The organism is Alteromonas sp. R7 (genome assembly GCF_055755235.1).
Map to the genome: position 1 here is coordinate 32929 of NZ_JBVTQX010000009.1, position 18675 is coordinate 51603.

16 protein-coding genes are annotated in these 18675 nt (G+C 44.9%); 8 read left to right on the forward strand and 8 right to left on the reverse strand.

Annotated features, from left to right (window positions below):
- Positions 1-51 precede the first annotated feature (51 nt).
- Together AC0J2X_RS14760 and AC0J2X_RS14765 are read right to left on the reverse strand one after the other, a co-directional pair.
- Positions 52-1308, reverse strand: coding sequence for a DUF2891 domain-containing protein (locus tag AC0J2X_RS14760; protein ID WP_472996169.1), 1257 nt, complete (start codon positions 1306-1308; stop codon positions 52-54).
- Positions 1309-1344: 36 nt separating this feature from the next.
- Positions 1345-2394: a PLP-dependent cysteine synthase family protein gene (locus tag AC0J2X_RS14765; RefSeq protein ID WP_014948734.1), complete on the reverse strand. Its 1050-nt coding sequence runs from the start codon at positions 2392-2394 to the stop codon at positions 1345-1347.
- A gap of 302 nt (positions 2395-2696) precedes the next feature.
- On the opposite strand from AC0J2X_RS14765, the gene AC0J2X_RS14770 reads away from it, so the two are divergent.
- Positions 2697-3911 (forward strand): endonuclease/exonuclease/phosphatase family protein, encoded by a 1215-nt coding sequence (locus AC0J2X_RS14770; RefSeq protein WP_472996170.1) that lies wholly within the window; start codon positions 2697-2699, stop codon positions 3909-3911.
- A gap of 102 nt (positions 3912-4013) precedes the next feature.
- Positions 4014-6872: a ligand-binding sensor domain-containing diguanylate cyclase gene (locus tag AC0J2X_RS14775; RefSeq protein WP_472996186.1), complete on the forward strand. Its 2859-nt coding sequence runs from the start codon at positions 4014-4016 to the stop codon at positions 6870-6872.
- A 61-nt stretch (positions 6873-6933) separates the two neighbouring features.
- On the opposite strand, the gene AC0J2X_RS14780 is transcribed toward AC0J2X_RS14775, so the two are convergent.
- Positions 6934-7812: a DUF417 family protein gene (locus tag AC0J2X_RS14780; RefSeq protein WP_338853249.1), complete on the reverse strand. Its 879-nt coding sequence runs from the start codon at positions 7810-7812 to the stop codon at positions 6934-6936.
- 247 nt (positions 7813-8059) lie between these two features.
- Between AC0J2X_RS14780 and AC0J2X_RS14785 the strand changes: the two genes are divergently transcribed.
- Positions 8060-8518 carry a hypothetical protein gene (locus AC0J2X_RS14785; protein ID WP_472996171.1) on the forward strand — a complete coding sequence of 153 codons (459 nt, stop codon included), beginning with the start codon at positions 8060-8062 and terminating at the stop codon, positions 8516-8518.
- 69 nt (positions 8519-8587) lie between these two features.
- Here the strand turns inward: AC0J2X_RS14785 and AC0J2X_RS14790 are convergent, their stop codons facing one another.
- Together AC0J2X_RS14790 and AC0J2X_RS14795 are read right to left on the reverse strand one after the other, a co-directional pair.
- Positions 8588-8959 carry a hypothetical protein gene (locus tag AC0J2X_RS14790; protein WP_014948739.1) on the reverse strand — a complete coding sequence of 124 codons (372 nt, stop codon included), beginning with the start codon at positions 8957-8959 and terminating at the stop codon, positions 8588-8590.
- A 230-nt stretch (positions 8960-9189) separates the two neighbouring features.
- Entirely contained in the window at positions 9190-10101 is a 912-nt protein-coding gene (locus AC0J2X_RS14795; RefSeq protein ID WP_472996172.1) for a LysR family transcriptional regulator, read from the reverse strand.
- Between the two features lie 107 nt (positions 10102-10208).
- Between AC0J2X_RS14795 and AC0J2X_RS14800 the strand changes: the two genes are divergently transcribed.
- On the forward strand, positions 10209-11066 hold the full coding sequence (locus AC0J2X_RS14800; RefSeq protein ID WP_472996173.1) for an SDR family oxidoreductase: 858 nt from the start codon (positions 10209-10211) through the stop codon (positions 11064-11066).
- Positions 11067-11209: 143 nt separating this feature from the next.
- Positions 11210-11647, forward strand: a complete 438-nt coding sequence (locus AC0J2X_RS14805) for a DUF2177 family protein (RefSeq protein ID WP_014948742.1) — start codon at positions 11210-11212, stop codon at positions 11645-11647.
- On the opposite strand, the gene AC0J2X_RS14810 is transcribed toward AC0J2X_RS14805, so the two are convergent.
- Complete coding sequence (locus AC0J2X_RS14810) at positions 11625-12779, reverse strand: acyl-CoA desaturase (RefSeq protein ID WP_283614613.1); 1155 nt, start codon at positions 12777-12779, stop codon at positions 11625-11627. The genes AC0J2X_RS14805 and AC0J2X_RS14810 overlap by 23 nt on opposite strands.
- Positions 12776-13834, reverse strand: a complete 1059-nt coding sequence (locus tag AC0J2X_RS14815; protein WP_472996174.1) for a flavin reductase family protein — start codon at positions 13832-13834, stop codon at positions 12776-12778. The genes AC0J2X_RS14810 and AC0J2X_RS14815 overlap by 4 nt, the downstream gene beginning before the upstream one ends.
- A 289-nt stretch (positions 13835-14123) precedes the next feature.
- Between AC0J2X_RS14815 and AC0J2X_RS14820 the strand changes: the two genes are divergently transcribed.
- Complete coding sequence (locus AC0J2X_RS14820; RefSeq protein ID WP_472996175.1) at positions 14124-15209, forward strand: alkene reductase; 1086 nt, start codon at positions 14124-14126, stop codon at positions 15207-15209.
- 225 nt (positions 15210-15434) lie between these two features.
- Here the strand turns inward: AC0J2X_RS14820 and AC0J2X_RS14825 are convergent, their stop codons facing one another.
- On the reverse strand, positions 15435-15653 hold the full coding sequence (locus tag AC0J2X_RS14825; RefSeq protein WP_014948746.1) for a hypothetical protein: 219 nt from the start codon (positions 15651-15653) through the stop codon (positions 15435-15437).
- 311 nt (positions 15654-15964) lie between these two features.
- Between AC0J2X_RS14825 and prfB the strand changes: the two genes are divergently transcribed.
- Together prfB and lysS are read left to right on the forward strand one after the other, a co-directional pair.
- Positions 15965-17063, forward strand: a protein-coding gene (gene prfB / locus AC0J2X_RS14830) for a peptide chain release factor 2 (protein WP_101563798.1) whose coding sequence is annotated in 2 segments (ribosomal slippage) — positions 15965-16039 and positions 16041-17063 — 1098 coding nt in all. Because the reading frame shifts where the segments join, the coding sequence is not laid out codon by codon here.
- 23 nt (positions 17064-17086) lie between these two features.
- On the forward strand, positions 17087-18655 hold the full coding sequence (gene lysS, locus AC0J2X_RS14835) for a lysine--tRNA ligase (protein ID WP_075176188.1): 1569 nt from the start codon (positions 17087-17089) through the stop codon (positions 18653-18655).
- The last annotated feature ends 20 nt before the right edge of the window (positions 18656-18675 follow it).

An 18675-nucleotide genomic window follows, 5' to 3' on the forward strand; every position in this document is an offset into this window, starting at 1 on the left:
GACGAATAGCACTTTAGTGCTCATTCATCTCACACTTTAGTAGGATATAAGTTAATTCAAACCGCGCTGTGTTTCTAAGTAGCTGGCAAAGCTGCCAAGCCAATGGCTGCCCATATAGTGCATGTCACCAAACACCGCGTTGAGCCCGGCCTCACGATGTGAACTTAATGCTTTCTTAAGCACAGGTAAGCGTTTGTCACCTTCAGGCAAAGCTTGCATTATGCCTTCTATCATCCACGCTCGGCTGATGTTCAGCCCGTCTAGGTGAGCGAGTTTACCATCCGTCTTGTCAGTCACTGTAGCGGGAGCTAGCCAATTTGATGTTCTAGCTGTGAGGCTTGGAAAGAACGCTGAAAGCCATTGGCTATAGTCCTTTTTAGACATTACTCTTCGCATTAAATCAGCTTCGGCCAAACACGGTGATAAGAAATCTTGTCCCGAAGGCTCGTAGGCAAGAGGGCACTGTGTATCGTCTTGATAGTAGTCTTTCACCCTGGACGTTAACAGTGCTTCAAACTCCTTATTACCTGCTGTTTTCGCCCAATCCAACATTAAGCCAAAAGCAAAGGCGGTTTGGCTATGTTCACCCGTACGGATTGGGTAAGCTAATTTGGGTAACCATGCGCTTACTCTGGCTACAATTTCGTCCTCGAGAGGACGTAAAGTATTTAGCCATTTTGTTGCTTCAGGAAGGGAAGATTGACGTAGTTCAGCGGTTAGCTGCAGGAACCAAGCAAGACCATAGGGGCGTTCAAATGAGGCATTGTTTTCACGCTTAAGGCTCGTCAATTCACCTTGGATATTTTTAGGCGTGAAGCTGATGTTGAGCTTTTCAATGATCTCATCCTTATCCACTGCATCTTGCGCAGTGTTTAGCATTCTTACTAAAAGCCAATGGCCATGAACCGACGAGTGCCAGTCTAAACAACCATAAAATGAAGGGTATAGTTGATTTGGTGCCTTAACGTCATCGCCGTTATTCATCATGTGTTTCACTACATTTGGAAACTCTTGATGAATACAATGAAGCGCGAGGTTAGCAAAAACGCTTTCGTAATTGTTGTTAGGGACGTCAGTCTTGGCGGTCGCGTCTGCGGCTCGGTTAATACTAGTGTTGCTTGTGTTCGCAGTTTCAACAGTCGACGTACTAGTAGCAAAGGTAGTGTGTGCAGCAAACGCTGTGGCAAATGCAACTGTACAGCTAACAACGTTTTTTATTTTGATCATAATTTTGCGCGCTTTATCAATGAGAAGTATATCGCCAATGTATAGAGATAAACGCTTTGAATAAAGTGCTGCGCGATACATAACGCCCCAGCACTTTAAACAGCAGAAACAGGCTATTTAAGCAGGGGCCCCGATGGCCTCTAGTTTGGTGGTGTATTCAGCGAAAGAGCCAATGGTCTTTTCTACCCAACCAGCATTATAGTAAGTTTCACTATACCGCTCTCCGCTGTCGCACATAAGCGTTACGATCGATCCCACTTCTCCTCGCTGCTTCATTTGTTCAGCAATACTTAATGCGCCCCATAGGTTTGTGCCGGTAGATGGGCCGGCTTTAATCCCCATGGTGTTGTTTAACCAATGCATGGTTGCAATACTGGCGGCATCGGGAACGGCAATCATGTCATCTATAACGTCATGTTGAAAAGAGGCTTCCACTTTAGGGCGTCCTATCCCTTCTATGCGGCTACCACGGGTAGCAGTAAGTGTATGATCGTTGTTTTTGAAGCTATCAAAAAACACACTGAATTCTGGATCTACCACGACAAGCTGAGAAGAGAGACCTTTGTAGCGAATGTAACGCCCTATGGTGGCTGATGTTCCACCTGTACCTGCACTCATAACCACGGTGTGTGGAATAGGGTGGGGCTCGGCTTTCATTTGCTCAAAGATACTCTCAGCAATATTGTTATTGCCTCGCCAGTCTGTAGCGCGCTCTGCGAAAAGGAACTGATCCATAAAATAACCATTAAGCTCGTGAGCTACTTTGGTTGCTTCGCTGTGCATTTGCGTAGGGCAATCTACAAAGTGACACTGCCCGCCATATCGCTCAATAAGCGCGATTTTACTTTGGGCGGTAGATTTAGGCATAACCGCAACAAACGGAACGCCAATCATTTTAGCAAAATAAGCTTCAGACACCGCTGTGCTGCCTGACGAGGCTTCAACCACAGTAGTTCCTTCTACAATTTTTCCATTACAAAGGGCGTACAGAAAAAGGGACCGGGCTAGACGGTGCTTGAGGCTGCCTGTTGGATGGGTGCTTTCATCTTTAAGATAGATATCAATATCTCTAAAGGCGATCTGCTCTAATTTGATTAAGTGCGTATCAGCCGAACGTTGATAATCTGCATTGATAATATTGATCGCTTTTGAAACCCAGCTTTTCATAACCTTCTCTCATTCACCCGAAATGCGAAACGTTAAGCGTAGTTCGCTTAATGCTAGCTGTATAAAACAAAAATAGAATACCAGTTAAGAACGAGTATTTGATTCTATTATTTTAGCTTTAGGGCTTTATAGTAAAAAATATTTCTTTCTTTGGTCTCATTTGTGAAAATAAATTTCTTTTTTGTGTAAGAGCGAGAGCATGTTTGTCTTGTTGATACAACGGTCTTTAATAAAACAAAAAAGTTCAGATAAGCCGCTAAAGTTGCTATCTTTGCATTTCGCTTTTACTTACAGGTAACAACATGAAAAATAGGGCGCTTTTCTGTGCAATAGCTCTTTTACCCGCATTATTCGTATCTACGCTGGCTAGCTCGCAAGAAGAGCAAATGCTTAAAGTCGCAACGTTTAATGTAAGTATGGAAGCCACTAACTACAAAGCGTTGGGTATGAAGCCAAGCGATCAGGTACTTCAACACGTTCTTTCAACGGGTGAGCATAGCCAAGTTAAAAACATTGCTGAAATTATTCAACGCGTTAACCCCGATATCTTGATGTTGAATGAATTTGACTACATTGCAGATAAGCGTAAAGGGGTAGAAGCATTTGTTAAGAACTACCTGAATGTTTCACAAGACGGCCTTGAGCCTGTGGATTACCCGTATACGTATGTGGCCACAGTCAACACAGGGGAGCCCACGAAATTCGACTTAGATAACAATGGCAAAGCAGACGGTTTTGGTGGCGATGCATATGGTTTTGGGCTTTATCCCGGGCAATATGGTATGGCGCTTTTGTCAAAATACCCTATTGATGTTGATGGTATTCGCACCTTTCAGACGTTTAAATGGCATCACATGCCTCATCCACAGGTTCCTATTATTCCCGATGAGAGCGGAAGTACTGATAAGGGCAAGCCATGGTACGACGTAGAAGAGTGGGCCGCGCTAAGGTTGAGTTCTAAGTCTCACTGGGATGTGCCGGTGAAAGTAGGAGGTAAAACCGTACACATACTTGCTATGCATCCAACACCACCTAATTTCGATGGGAGCGAGGACCGCAACGGCAAGCGCAACTTTGACGAAATTAGGCTTATGGCAGATTACCTTTCTCCGGATAAAGGAGCCTACATCTACGATGATAATGGCGAGAAAGTCAGCCTGTCAGAGAACGCGCGTTTTGTACTTGTTGGTGATTTTAACGCGGCGGATATTGGAGATAAACATCGCGAGGGTGTGATTGAACAGTTGACCGAGCACCCGTTAGTTAATAACGACATCATTCCAACAAGCGCAGGCGGTGCAGGCGCGTCAGGTGCAGAGTTTAGTAACCGCTTTACTGCCTATTGGGGAGCCAGAGCTGACTATGTTTTGCCATCTCGATTTGGCTTCGATGTGAACGATGCTGGCGTTTTCTGGCCTGCAAAAACCAGTGACCTATATCGATTAGTTAAAGACCGTGAAGCCAGCTCAGATCACAGGTTAGTCTGGATTAGCTTGTCGTTGACCGAAGATAACTAAAAACCACAATTTTTGTGTTAGTTAATAGATAGAGGTATTATTACATCGTCTATCTAATAATGTACCGAGAAGCCATTGAAGTTTGTGTCTCTCACTTTTGTGATGTGTTTGCTGTGGGTGATACCCATAGATGGCTTTTCGGTAGAGTCTTCTCAGCTCATGCCGCTCAACCGGTATTTCCCTCAATCGTGGGGAACGAAAGACGGGCTTCCTCACAATAGTATTCACGCATTAGCACAAACGTCCAATGGGTATCTATGGGCGGGTACTTGGGAAGGTGTTGCTCGGTTTAATGGTCAGCAGTTCACTGTATTTACCCGCGGCGCGCAAACAGGATTACCAGACTCCGGCATTCGAAGCTTGTATTACAACAAGCCCCGCGACGAGCTACTTGTGGCAGGAAACCGAGGCGGTATAACGTCGCTTATTGCCGAGCAGTGGCATGCTCAAGCGCCCCTGTCTTCAATGGTTAATCATGCATTCAGAGACAGTAATAACGTGTTGTGGTTTGCGCTGGAAGACACGGGGATTGCAATGAGAACGCCTGACGGTACGCAAAAAGAATACATTGTAAATTCGAGTGCTTACCGCATAATCGAAGACGGATTTGGCGTAATCTGGTTTGCAACAAACCAAGGGTTATTCAAATACATAAACGATAAATTTCAGCTAGCTGTACCCGACCACAACATACTCTCTGGTCCATCATTTACTCTCGCTCTTGATAGCAAAAAACGTGTTTTAGTTGGCACGGAACACGGTGTTTGGCAGCAAAGAAACGGTACCTTCGCGCTACTTCACAGCTCACTTGCCGACAAATCAATTAGTAGTATTTTGCTTGATCATCAAAATAGCATTTGGGTAGGCACCATCAATCATGGCCTTTATCGTCTAAGTGACTTAGGCCTAGAAAAACTGGATGCAACTGCAGGTCTTCCCAATAACCGTGTTTTTTCACTGCTTGAAGATTTGGAAAAAAATATCTGGATTGGCACTAATGGTGGTTTGTTTAGGCTGCGTCGTGCGCTATTTACCACATTCTCGCAAAGCCAAGGAATGAGTGGAGACTTTTTGCGAACTGTTTTGCAAACGTCTGATGGCAAACTTTTATCAGGTGGAAGTGCTGGATTAGATATATTTTCCAATGATGCGTTTTCCAGCGCATCGCTTACTACGGGTGAAGCTTTTTCTGTACTCAGTTTGGCAGCGGTAACTGAAGAGGTAACGTTAGTTGGCACCTACACAAAAGGTGTACTGCGATATGAAAACGACCAACTTACTCCGTACCTCAATAGACATTTAGGGTTACCGAGTAATGAAGTAAGGGCCATTCTTTTAGCGAGTGATAACAGTGTTTGGTATGCCACGGCGCAAGGTGTAGTTCAACAAACACCAGATGGAAAGCTAAGCCATTTTAATGAACAAAATGGGCTACCTGCCCATTTTTCGATGGGCTTGGCAGAAGATCGTGAAGGACGAATCTGGATTGCTACAGGGATAGGGCTAGCCTTTATCCAACAGGGTATTGTGCACGTAGTTTCGTTTCCTGAACATTCAGATGCGCAGCACGCGTTCAGTTTTAGCGTTGTTGAAAAGGGAACTTGGATTACAACCGATCGAGGACTTGCGTATTTTGACAATGCTACTCAGGCACTTAGTGTAATCGAAAAGTCGCAGGGGCTTCCCGTAGATAAACTGTTTTCAATCGGTATAGATCACAACAGCGGTGTATGGCTAAGTTCAAACCAAGGGGTCATTCTCACTTCACTATCAAGTCTTAAGGAGTGTCTGACACATCCAAGTGCATTATTGGAATTTGAGCATTTTAAGGAAGAAAATGGCCTGGCGAGTATTCAAATCAATGGTGGATCACAGCCATCTCAGATTGTCGATGTAGACGGAAATGTTTGGCTTCCTACTGCGAAAGGGCTCGCCACAGTGACGCCTGCAAACCTTGCCATGTTGAGTGAATTCCCTATTCCGGTAAGTATAGAGGCGGTACTACTGGACGGTGCTGACCAGCAATTTGATACGGATAAAAGGGAAGTAGACGTAACGCCGTTAACCACGCGAGTTGCGTTTCAGTATGCAGGGTTGGGTTTCGCTATGCCTTCGCGTATAGAGTATCAGGCTATGTTAGTAGGATATGACCAAGATTGGGTTAACCGTCATCAATTTAGAATGACTGAATACACTAATTTAGCACCTGGTCGTTATCAGTTTAAAGTACGTGCTCGTTACATTGGAGGCACCTGGCAAGAGATTACGTCACCATTTTCTATTCGCGTGCTACCAAGCATTTATCAGACATTTGCTTTTAAATTCTCGGTTTTTCTTTTCTTCTGTTTTGTTATCTATGCACTTTATAAAGTACGTTTTCATCACTTGAAAAAATCAGAAATGATTTTAAAACAAAGAGTCGATGAACAAACCAGATCACTAGAATTACAAACCAAGCGGTTCGAGTTCCAAGCAACTCATGATGATCTCACCGGCATTGCAAATAGACGAGCATTCGACCGCTGGCTTGTACAATATTTTGAAGAGGCTAAAGCGAAACAATCTCCTCTATGTCTTGCCGTTATCGATATTGACCATTTCAAACAGGTAAATGATCAGTACTCTCACTTAGTAGGGGATAAAGTCATTACTGAGGTGGCCCGTATATTAAATCGCGAAGTTCCGCATTATGCTAAATGTGCAAGGTGGGGCGGCGAAGAGTTTACTGTGTTGTTACCCGAATATGACTTGATAAATGCAAGGGTAGCTATGGATCATGTTCGAAAAATCGTGGCAGCACATGATTTCAGTTTTATAGCGCAAACGCTGAAAGTCACAATCAGTATTGGTGTAGCAAGTGCAGATGGCGCGAGAGATCACGACAGAATGTTAACCCATGCCGACCAAGCACTTTACACTGCAAAAGAAAATGGCCGCAACCAAGTGACCATTTTCGAATAAACGATAAGTGGGGTAGTGGTTAATTACTACAACATCTTTAACCTGACTTTGCCGTAAAGCCTTACTGTGGCGATTGTCCCAACTGCGCTTCTTCGCGTTCTCGTGAAACTGCCTCGAACAGCGTAAAGTAAGCCACCACAGCAAGATTAGCGACAAACCAAAGGTCTTTAATAACGAATTGACCTAGGCGGTTGACGATAGTCGTGCTGTTAAAGGTATCCGGCACAGTAAACAAAAACGTTTGTGTCATCAGAAAAACCGATAAACAAGCCAATCCGCTCGCAATGAGCATCGGCTTGTTCTTAGTAAAGATGCCCGCACCCAATAGCAGTGCAAAGAGGACATCAAACCCACCAAATACATTCGATGCCCCCTGTACGCTAAACACAGCATATAGCCACGACATAAACGGTGATGTTTCAACTAGCCCCACAATCGCATTAGCTTCAAACTCGAAAAACTTCATGCCTCCTATCCATAATAAGACCATGGCTACAGGAGCAAAGTTGAGGTATGTCAGTTGCTTGTGCGAAAATTTTTCGCGATAAAACAAGAATAGGAAAAGTGGTAATACTGCGAAGTACTTGATGATGCCTTGACCGCTGCCAATAATCGGGAAGCCCCCTAAATCGGCCATCCATCTTGTTGGTGATAATAACGTCAGCAATGGAATGGCAGTTACAAAAGCGGCATATATTGTTACTGCTTTTGCTGAAACAAGGCTAAAACGTGCTGCAATGGTCATTAACGGTAGTAACAGCAATGCGATACCTGAAAAAGCACCAAGGGCACTCTTGCTCAACACAGTGTCTAACGAGTAGAAATTAAATGTAGCGATAAGTGCATTGGGGTTTGCACCCAATAAAAATGTTAGGCCAAGAACTGCGAAGCTAAAAGTGAGCAATGCGGTGACCATGTTTTCGGTTTGGTTTAGTGTCATAAAGCGTCCGTAAATACTGCTAGTTTTGCGAAGTGTATGTAGAGACCCGTCGAGGTAGCACTAAAATTTCATAGGTTTGATAATTTATTAGGCATAGCGCAATAAGCAAATAAGGATTTATCGACAAAATAAGAACTTATCTAATAGCGGTTGTCATAAGTAGCAGCGGTCTTAAATAAATTAGGTCTTAAGTAATGTGGGGCTTAAATAGTAGTGGTTTAAAAAGTAAAATAAATTGAGAGAAAAAATGAAACAAGCAAGCAGTAGAGCACAGAAGCGTTTTAGGATCTGGTTAATAGCAGGCGTGTGTGCAGCCTTGTCTGCTTGTGGCGCTCAGCCCCCAGAACCTATTGATGAGCCAATCGCGAGTGTTGAAGACGTCGAAAGATTAGAGCAAGTTGTTGATACCTCATTGCCTTTGGTACAGCAGGCCTATTCCATTGAGTCCGAAAAAGTGTGCGATAAACACGGTGGTAACTGGAAGAAAGTAGGCCGACAGCAGGCGCATGCTTGTGTGCTCCCAGCAAACGATGCCGGTAATGCGTGTAATGACAGCAGCGAGTGCGAAGTGGCTTGTGTTATGGAAAACAATAATATGGAAGCGGGAGAAAAGGCGCGCGGCGTGTGTTTAGAAAGTACGGACTTATTCGGCTGTAGAGCCTATGTGTCTAACGGCGTTGTGGAGCATACCTTGTGTGTTGACTAAGAGGTTGTTTAGCAAACGAACGTTGAATGAAGCGCACGCCATCGGCAATGCGCTTCACAACAACGCGGGTTAATTAACGTTGGGGAACTCGATTTTGTCCAGTTCGCTCGCCGTTTCATTGCACTCACCTAATAGGTGAAGCCTATCTTCGGTTTGGTGTGTATCTATTTCTAGAAAGCCCGTTTGGCAGTAACCGGTCTCATCCAGTTTCTCATCTAGAGATGTATAAAGTTGCTCAGTCATTCTATCGCTGCTATGTGACGAGCCTTCGCGACTTTCCTGTCCTTTGCGACCGCCACGACCACTTCGCTCGCCTCCCTGACCACGGCCGCCTTTACCGCCACCTTTGGCACTGTCACGATGCTGCATTAACGGAATGCTAAAGGCGAAGAGCTTGGTACCGTCTTGCTTGATCTTCGTTTCAAAAAATATTTCATCCATGTCTAAAGGTGGTGGCCTATGAGCGCACGCACTGACAATCAAAGAGGTCGTTATTACTAATAGTGTTTTATTCATTTTATTTAACGCTTATTTGAACCACGTCACTTTGAGATTCAAACGCCTCTTTAGTTGCAGCACCCAGTGTAAGTTTTAAGTAAAGCATTTCGGTATGCAAACTTCATAACGAGCGTATCGTTACAAGCAACACTCATTACGTTATGCATTTTACGTCAAAAAGAAGCGGCATTGCCGAAGCGACAAGTCTCAACCAGATAGTCAATAAGTGCTCGGGTACGGCTTGGCACATGCTTACGAGAAGGATAAACCAAGGTAAACAACAAGGTTTCACTTCCAAGTGAAGGGAAAATTCGTACCAGTTCGTTAGATGCGACTTCTTTTTGCACAGTTGAAGGTAGCAGCGTAGATATTCCCAACCCTGCTTTGACCATTTCTTGAACAAGGTGAGGAGAATTACACAGCTCGTAATGTTTGGGTGTAATGTCGATTGGTGTGTTGTCCAGCATTAGGTAATGCATGATTCGTGAATTTAACTGAGATAGCAAAATCCAGGTATGATTATTCAGTTCTGCAATAGTCTTAGGTTCACCATATTTCTTGAGATAATCAGGGCTAGCATATAAGGCGAATTGTTCTTGATATAAGACCCTACCGACGAGCGAGTCGTCTCGTGGCAAACCAATTCGAAGTCCTACATCAATATTCTGAGCGATAAGGTCGAGCTTATCGTCACTGCTCACTATGTGTAAATCTATTTCAGGATAGCGGCGCTTGAACTCAGGCAGCAACGGTAATAAAAACTTGTGTGCAATGTCGTTGGTGACTGTTATTGATACTCTTCCTTTTGGCGCTGTTTGACGCAGCTCTTCATCAATACCATGCAAAATCTCGTGGCACTTTTTCGCATGGGAAAATACAGCATTTCCCTCGTCAGTAAGCATGAGCTGTCGAGTAGTTCTTTGCAGTAATCGCACGTCAAGAGATGCTTCTAAACCTGCCACTTGCTCGCTAACTCTAGATCGACTGGTGCCTAAACGGCGGGAAGCTTCCGCAAAGCTTCCACATTCTACTACGCTGGCAAATATGGCGAGTGCCTTAAGATGTGAATAGTTAATTGTACTCATATTCGTGACAATTTGTTCTGCATATGTCTACTTATCATAACAGTGTTTCACGCACATAATCACCTCTGTGTTCAACCAGTACTCATTTAATTGATAGAGGATAGATTATGATTGCAGTAACCGGCTCTAACGGACAATTAGGTCAAAAAGTTATTCAAACACTGCTTAATACAGAGAAGGCAAACACAATTGTTGCACTAGTGCGCAACCCTGATAACGCACACGTATTAAAGCAGTTGGGAGTAGTAGTACGGCAGGCCGACTATAATAACCCGGAAACGCTTAAGTCAGCTTTTGAGGGTGTTGAGAAGTTGTTGCTAATATCAGGTACAGAGTTTGGGAAACGCTTTGAGCAGCACAAAGCGGTAATAGATGCAGCTATGGCACAAAACGTTAGCCTCATTGCTTATACCAGTTTGTTGAAAGCAGATACGTCTCCTTTGCTGTTAGCGCAAGAACATAAACAAACCGAGGCTTACTTTAAAAATGTGTCAGCGCCTTTCGTGTTTCTTCGAAATGGGTGGTACACGGAAAATTACACCGATAATGTAGACAGCGTACTGCAGATGGGAGCGGTGGCAGGCGCTGCAAAGCAGGGAGTTTTGTCTACCGCTAGCCGACAAGATTATGCAGACGCCGCAGTGGCCGTTCTTTTATCATCGCAAAATCAAGCAGGTAAAATTTATGAGCTTGCTGGCGACACGGGCTTTACGCTTATGGAGTATGCTTCCATCATATCTGAGATTACCGGCGAAGATATTGGTTTTTTAGACATGGATGAGAGCGCTTATAGAGAAGCACTCATTAAAGCTGGGCTGCCTGAAGGTATGGCAGCAGCATTAGCAGATTCAGAGCATTACGCCGCCTCGGGGTGGCTCCAAGATAACAGCGGCACCTTATCATCACTACTTGGTCGTCCAACTGCAACTCTGCGTGCAACACTTGCTGCGAAAATGAAAAGCTGAGTATTTAAAAGCTAAGTGAATTACCATCCCATGCGCATTACCTTGAATTATCATTCAAGTGATGCGCTTATTGTGCAACACTTGCGTATTCATATTTTAAATCACTTGCATCCGCAATTTGCTTATTTACAGGGATAGGTTCCATGCTTTCCAACATCATTCGCTTTGCGAAAAACATCGTCGTGTCGTTAATTGCAATCTTTGTGTGTTTTGGTGTGCTCGACTTCTTGTGGCTTGGCGTTATTGCGGATGGCTGGTATCAAAGTGAAATGGCTCCTCTGCTTAGAAGTCAATTTATCACGTGGCCTTGGGTGGTTTTTTACCTCATGTATGGATGTGTGGTGTTTGTACTTGCTGTGGTGGCGAACAGAGATAAGTCGTTACTTTATGCAGGGATCGATGGCGCGCTTCTAGGGTTGGCCAGTTATGGCGCCTACAACTTAACGGCGTACAGCATTATTGAAGGTTTTACTTTGTTTATCATGTTGATTGACTGGGCGTGGGGTACGTGCCTAACCAGCGCTAGCGCTATGGCCGGCTGGTTAGGGTTTCAACTGGTTAAGGGAAAGAGTAGCGAATAATGCGTTTTAACACGCTGGCGTATTGTTTTAAAAAGCTGCCAGTGTTGTAGTGCATGCCGTGTTTTTCGAATACGGCTTTTACCTTGGGGGCCATCTCTCGGTAGCGTCTGGCTGGGATATCTGGAAACAGGTGGTGCTCAATTTGAAAGCTTAAATGCCCAGTAAGCACGTGAAACAGGTTTCCGCCCTTTATGTTCGACGAGCCCAGCGCTTGTCGGTAGTACCATTGCCCTCGGGTTTCATTAACACAATCTTCTTGTTTAAACGTTTCCACGTCGCCAGTGAAATGGCCGCAAAAGATAATAGTAGATGTCCATAAATTGCGTAGTAAATTGGCGATAAGGTTGCCGGTAAATACCCATAAAAATAACGGCCCAGCTAACAAAGGAAATAGTACATAATCCTTTACTAACTGACGTGCGCCTTTACTAAAAAAGCGTTTCTTAAGTTCATTATGGGTAACCTGATTCTTACGGTTGTCCTTCTTTTTTCCAAAAAAGACCCGCTCAGCGGCCATTTCGTGATACGACACACCCCACTGAAATAAAACACTAAGTACGATGTAAGTCGCAAACTGCCATAGGTTTTTTACACGCCATCTAAAATCGTTAGACAGGCGAAGCAAGCCGTAGCCAAAGTCTCTGTCTTTCCCAATAATATTGGTATACGTGTGATGCTCGTAATTATGAACGCGATTCCAGCTCGCACCATCGCAGGCAATATCCCACTCATAGCCTTTCGAATTAATGTGTTTGTCGTTCATCCAATCGTACTGGCCGTGCATTACGTTGTGGCCTATTTCCATATTATCGAGAATTTTTGCTGTAGCTAAACTCAATACGCCGGCAACCCAGAGCAGCGGTTGAATGAACCCCAACATTAAAAGTATCCGTCCGCTCCACTCGCAAATTCGCTGAACAAGAATAATACGTCGGATATAGGCCGCATCTTCAGCACCCACTTTTCGTTTAATGTCAGCTTTAATTTCATCAAGCTGTGCGGCAAGTAACTCGTAGTTCGGTTTCTCTTTAGTGCTCGTTGACCGAATAGCTTTGGTTTCACTTATCGGAGAATGCGCCTGTTCGATGGCTTCTTCACGGTGTTGGTTGTCTATTGCAACGCTGGTGTTCATAGTTGAATCTCCAAATCAGTAACGGCTTGTGATACACACAGCTGAATAAGTTGCTCTGCGCTATCTGAAAGCTCACCCGTGCGGGTATCTCTCACTACGCCCCGTTTCTTAACACATTGGCATTGATGACAAATTCCCATGCCACAGCCATAAATCACAGGTTGTTCTGCTTGCTGAAGTTGTATAAGTAGGGTTTGCTGATTGTCGACAGTTAAAGATTGGCCGTTGTGTACCAAGGAAAAGGTTTCGTTTTCGGTAAGGCTGGTGTTGCTCACCACAGGAAGCGCAGCGAAGTGCTCGCTCGAAACAGGCACGTTGATCACTTTTGCATAACTTTCAACTTGCTCGAACATGGCATGTGGACCACACACTAACCAGTGTGCATTGGCAAAGTTACACAAATGCGCTTCTACGTCTCCGTTTTTTTGTTTGCTCAAAATATCATAGGTGAAGTGCTCACAGCGCTGACTGAACGCTGATAATTCATTGAGTAATACATGCTCGTCCGGCTTAGCAAAATAAAGTAAGTGTACCGGTGTATGGTTTAGCTGCGCGTTGTTGACGGCATCGTCAAGCATGGCAATGAAAGGAGTTATACCCGAGCCGCCCGCTATCATAAGTAGGGGCTTTTCAACCTTCGGCCAGATAAATTCCCCCATAGGGGCTGAGATATTTACCCATTGATTAGGCACACAAGAGTGAAGATAAGGTGTTAATGCGCCCTGAGCTTTAACCTTGGTTACAAGACGAATCTGCTTTTCTTTTTGTCGGGTGTTAGCACCACTCGCTATGGTAAACACGCGAGTGGTGAGCCTGCCATTAATTTCTATGGTTAATGCGATATGTTGCCCTGCAACATGCGTTGGCCAAGACCTCTCTGGTATAAGTAACACCTCGAGCATATCCGTGCTCAGTTTTTTTACGGTCACGACCCTAGCTCTGAAATACCCATCGCGCCACGCGGGTCTAACTTGCTGCATCAGCACTTCCCAGTAGCCCTTCCAAGAGGCATGGTGAAAAATGCGATCAGTGAATTTATCTAGTAATAGTCTCAATGTAGAAATCACACCTTTATTTCGTCGGAATATCTTAAATACAAAAAGGATGAAAATATTTTAGCTTACACTTGTACGCCAACTCAGCGCACAAGTGTAAGCTTAATTTTTTCTGCGTCAAGAGGAGATGCATGAAATTTGGGGTAACGTCGTCGAAATACACCGGTACTTTTGTGAAAAATGCAAAAGTGCTTTGTTAAAAGTACGGGTTCTAAGCCAGCTATAGGGCCTTATATTTACCGTTATCTAAACGTGTAAATTGCAAGAATAAAGTTCAAAGGATCGTATTATGAAATTATTTGAAACCCTATCGCTGTCTGGAAAAACGCTGAACAATCGGGTTGTTATGCCGCCAATGACCCGCTCCCGCTCAACGCAGCCGGGAGATGTGCCCAACACCCTTATGGCTGAATATTACGCTCAGCGCGCAAGTGCAGGGCTTATTGTGAGTGAAGGCACACAAATTTCGGCACTCGGTAAGGGTTATGCGTGGACGCCGGGTATTTATACCAAGGCGCAAATCGATGGCTGGAAGTTGGTAACAGATAAAGTCCATGAAGCGGGTGGTGTGATGTTTGCGCAACTTTGGCACGTGGGCCGCGTATCCCATCCTTCAAATACAGAGGGGCAGCAGCCAATTAGCGCATCGGCGATTCAAGCAAAAGGCGTAAAAGTATTTGTTGATGAAGGCGGCAACCCTGGCTTTGTTGAGTCGGTCATGCCCCGAGAAATGAACATTGAAGATATAAAAGCCGTGGTGGAAGAGTATCGCGTTGCGGCGCGCAATGCCGTAGATGCCGGATTTGATGGCATTGAGTTGCATTCGGCTAATGGTTACTTGCTTAACCAGTTTATTGATTCTCAAAGTAATACAAGAACTGATGAATACGGCGGAAGTGTACAGAACCGTATTCGATTCTTGAAAGAAGTGGTGCAGGCTGTGTCTGAGGAAATTGGCGCTGATAAAGTAGGTGTACGTTTGGCGCCCCTAACAACATTAAACGGGACAGTCGACGACAATCCCGAAGAGACATATCTTGCGATTGCTTCCATGCTTAATAGTTTCAAGATTGGCTATATGCATATTGCTGAAGCCGACTGGGATGATGCGCCGCAAATGCCAATATCATTCAAGATGGCTATTCGTGAAGCCTATAGCGGTCTGCTCATTTATGCCGGAAAGTACGACACAGAGCGTGCCGAACAAGCTCTAACTGAAGGGTGGGCAGATATGATTGGTTTTGGTCGACCTTTCGTGGCGAACCCAGATTTACCCTACAGACTAGCGAATAATGTACCCCTGAATGAGCACAACCCCGATACGTTATTTGGCGGTGGTCAGAAGGGCTACACAGATTATTCTTTTGCTAAATAGCCGGAAATTCCAGCGGGTGTGTAAAAAACACTTTGCTCAGGAAAAAGGGGCAATCCATTAAAAATGAGCATGGCTCTTTTTTACCAGAACGAACAGCACTTAAAACATGTTGTTCGTTCTAAATCTTACTTTCGTCAGTCAGCAGTTAGACTCATTACGTAACAGTTATACGCAGTGATGTGTTAACACCGTTGATACTCACCGAGTCATTTCTGCACGTTACGGTTAATATTTACGATTGCGATATAGCCAAGTGAAAATTCCGCTTCCCGCTATTAACATTGACGTGGCAAGCCACAATTTAGAAATGGGCGTGCCGTTGGGGCACTGCAACGCCATCGTTGCCCCCGCAAGGTTCTGGCAATCGACGAGTTGGCCCAAGGCCAATACAAAAAGACCGAGAAGTACGCCGATAACGGCATAAGACAAATTATTGAACGACATACTTTTCCTAAAAGATTTTCCAAACAATTCGCACTCTAAACGCACGCGACACTAAGCAATAATGCTCCAAACTAGTGCAGCTGTAGGCTGCCTTTAAAAACGTTTACTCTATTTGTATGGGTTAAGACAGCCTACCCAACAGTATGTGCGCGCCATTGAACGGTGAAAATACTCGCTTCAACGAAGGTGCTTAAAATCCATACGAAAATTAGCACAAGCTCAGTGTCGCAATATTTGCGCCAACCCCTATCAAAATTCCTTCAAATTCGGTACTATCCGCGGTCTTAAATTTTTAACGAAATAAGCGGACTATGTTTGAAATAAACCCCGTTATGAATGCGATAAAAGATATCCGCGAGCGCACTGAAGCGCTTAGGGGGTATCTTTGACTTTGATGCAAAGTCAGAGCGTTTAGAAGAAGTTAGCCGAGAGTTAGAAAGTCCTGACGTTTGGAACGAGCCAGACAGAGCGCAGGCCCTTGGCAAAGAAAAAGTGGCCTTGGAGCAAATCGTAGAGACGATCCACAAGCTCGATCAGGGAACTGAAGACGTTGAAGGTCTCGTTGAATTGGCCGTTGAAGCCGAAGATGAAGATACCTTCGTTGAGGCTCAAAGTGAGCTTGAAGGCTTAATTGAGCAGCTAGAAGTGCTTGAGTTTCGCCGCATGTTTTCTGGCCCTAACGACGAAAACGACTGCTATATTGATATTCAGTCGGGCTCTGGTGGTACAGAAGCACAAGATTGGGCCAATATGCTGCTGCGCATGTATTTGCGTTGGGGCGAAGCGCACGGTTTCAAAACGGAACTTATTGAAGTGTCGGAAGGTGAAGTCGCGGGCATTAAAAGTGCTACGCTGCGCGTTCAGGGCGAATATGCGTTTGGCTGGCTACGCACAGAAACAGGCGTACACCGCTTAGTACGTAAATCGCCGTTTGACTCGGGCAACCGCCGTCATACGTCGTTTTCATCTGCGTTTGTATATCCTGAAATTGATGACGACATCGATATTGAAATCAACCCGTCTGATTTACGTATAGACACCTATCGCGCATCGGGCGCGGGTGGCCAGCACGTAAACAGAACAGATTCAGCGGTACGTATTACCCATGAACCTACGGGCATTGTGGTGCAGTGTCAGAACGACCGCTCGCAGCACAAAAACAAAGATCAGGCGATGAAGCAGTTAAAAGCCAAACTTTATGAGTTTGAACTGCAAAAACAAAACGCTGAAAAACAAGCGATGGAAGACAGCAAGTCTGATATCGGCTGGGGAAGCCAAATACGCTCTTACGTTTTGGACGACTCCCGCATTAAAGATTTGCGTACTGGCGTGGAAACACGCAACACTCAAGCCGTGCTGGATGGCGACTTGGACAAATTTATTGAAGCCAGCCTGAAATCCGGGCTGTAAACCGAACAACGAAGTGAAAGGTTATGACTGACCAACAAACAGACGATAACAAATTGATTGCAGAGCGCCGTGCTAAGCTAAGCGCTATTCGCGAGCAGTGCCGTGCAAACGGTTTCCCAAACAGCTTCCGTCGCGAAAACTATGCGGATGAGCTTCAAGCTAAGTTCGGTGAATTCGACAAAGAAACGCTACAAGAGCAGGGTAACAAAGTAAGCATCGCTGGCCGTATTATGGCAAAGCGTGGTCCTTTCATGTTGCTTCAAGATATGACTGGCCGCATTCAGGCATACGCAGATAAAGACACGCAAAAAGCCCTTAAAGCAAAATATGGCGCACTAGATATTGGCGACATTATTGGCGTGGCGGGTGAGCTGCATAAGTCAGGTAAAGGCGACCTTTACGTGAACATGGAGCAATACGAGTTGCTAACCAAAGCACTTCGTCCATTGCCAGAAAAATTCCACGGTTTGAGTGACCAGGAAACGAAATATCGCCAGCGCTACGTTGATTTGATCACAAGTGAACAAACGCGCAAAACGTTCATGATCCGTAGCAAGATCGTAAACGGTATTCGCAATTATCTTACCGAACGTGACTACCTTGAAGTAGAAACACCGATGCTTCAGGTTATTCCTGGCGGCGCGACGGCGAAGCCGTTTGTGACTCACCACAATGCGTTAGACATCGATATGTACCTGCGTATTGCACCAGAGCTTTACCTTAAGCGCCTAGTGGTTGGTGGTTTTGAGCGTGTATTCGAAATTAACCGTAACTTCCGTAACGAAGGCTTATCAACTCGTCACAACCCAGAGTTTACTATGCTTGAGTTCTACCAAGCGTATGCAGACTACAACGACCTGATGAACCTTACCGAAGATATGCTGCGCACGCTGGCAGAAGATATTCTTGGTACAAGCATTATCAAAAACACAACTAAAGACGCTGAAGGTAACGTAACGTCTGAAGTTGAATACGATTTTGGTAAGCCGTTTGACCGCTTAAGCATGGGCGAAGCTATTCTTAAGTATTGGCCAGAAGCTAACGAGGAAGCTATTCGCGACCCAGAGGCGAACCTTGACGCGCTTAAAGCAATGGCGAAACAGCTTCACATTAAAGAGCCTGAAGTTGACGGCATTTGGGGTGCGGGTAAGTACCTTTGCGAAATCTTCGAAGCAACCGCGGAAGAGAAGCTTATTCAACCTACGTTCATTACAGAATATCCGTGGGAAGTATCACCGCTTGCGCGCCGTAACGACAACAACCCATTCATTACCGACCGCTTCGAGTTCTTTGTAGGTGGACGTGAATTAGCGAATGGCTTTAGCGAGCTTAACGACCCGGAAGATCAGGCAGAACGTTTTGCGAAGCAAGTTGAAGAAAAAGATGCAGGCGATGATGAAGCCATGCACTTTGACGACGATTACATTCGCGCGCTTGAATATGGTTTGCCGCCAACGGCGGGTGAAGGTATCGGGATTGACCGTCTAGCTATGCTATTTACTGATAGCTCAACAATTAAAGATGTTATCTTGTTCCCACACATGAAGCCTCAGGCGCCAAAAGACGCGCAAGAAGCGGGTGAACAAGAATAATCTTAATCCTCAAATAGCGT

Excerpts from the sequence above, each read along its gene's own strand:
- AC0J2X_RS14785 (WP_472996171.1), top strand. The coding sequence starts at position 8,060 with ATGAAACAAGCAAGCAGTAGAGCACAGAAGCGTTTTAGGATCTGGTTA.
- AC0J2X_RS14770 (WP_472996170.1), top strand. The coding sequence starts at position 2,697 with ATGAAAAATAGGGCGCTTTTCTGTGCAATAGCTCTTTTACCCGCATTA.
- AC0J2X_RS14810 (WP_283614613.1), bottom strand. The coding sequence starts at position 12,779 with ATGAACACCAGCGTTGCAATAGACAACCAACACCGTGAAGAAGCCATC.
- AC0J2X_RS14775 (WP_472996186.1), top strand. The coding sequence starts at position 4,014 with ATGTGTTTGCTGTGGGTGATACCCATAGATGGCTTTTCGGTAGAGTCT.
- AC0J2X_RS14805 (WP_014948742.1), top strand. The coding sequence starts at position 11,210 with ATGCTTTCCAACATCATTCGCTTTGCGAAAAACATCGTCGTGTCGTTA.
- AC0J2X_RS14825 (WP_014948746.1), bottom strand. The coding sequence starts at position 15,653 with ATGTCGTTCAATAATTTGTCTTATGCCGTTATCGGCGTACTTCTCGGT.
- AC0J2X_RS14760 (WP_472996169.1), bottom strand. The coding sequence starts at position 1,308 with ATGTATCGCGCAGCACTTTATTCAAAGCGTTTATCTCTATACATTGGC.
- AC0J2X_RS14780 (WP_338853249.1), bottom strand. The coding sequence starts at position 7,812 with ATGACACTAAACCAAACCGAAAACATGGTCACCGCATTGCTCACTTTT.
- AC0J2X_RS14795 (WP_472996172.1), bottom strand. The coding sequence starts at position 10,101 with ATGAGTACAATTAACTATTCACATCTTAAGGCACTCGCCATATTTGCC.
- AC0J2X_RS14790 (WP_014948739.1), bottom strand. The coding sequence starts at position 8,959 with ATGGATGAAATATTTTTTGAAACGAAGATCAAGCAAGACGGTACCAAG.
- AC0J2X_RS14765 (WP_014948734.1), bottom strand. The coding sequence starts at position 2,394 with ATGAAAAGCTGGGTTTCAAAAGCGATCAATATTATCAATGCAGATTAT.
- lysS (WP_075176188.1), top strand. The coding sequence starts at position 17,087 with ATGACTGACCAACAAACAGACGATAACAAATTGATTGCAGAGCGCCGT.
- AC0J2X_RS14800 (WP_472996173.1), top strand. The coding sequence starts at position 10,209 with ATGATTGCAGTAACCGGCTCTAACGGACAATTAGGTCAAAAAGTTATT.
- AC0J2X_RS14820 (WP_472996175.1), top strand. The coding sequence starts at position 14,124 with ATGAAATTATTTGAAACCCTATCGCTGTCTGGAAAAACGCTGAACAAT.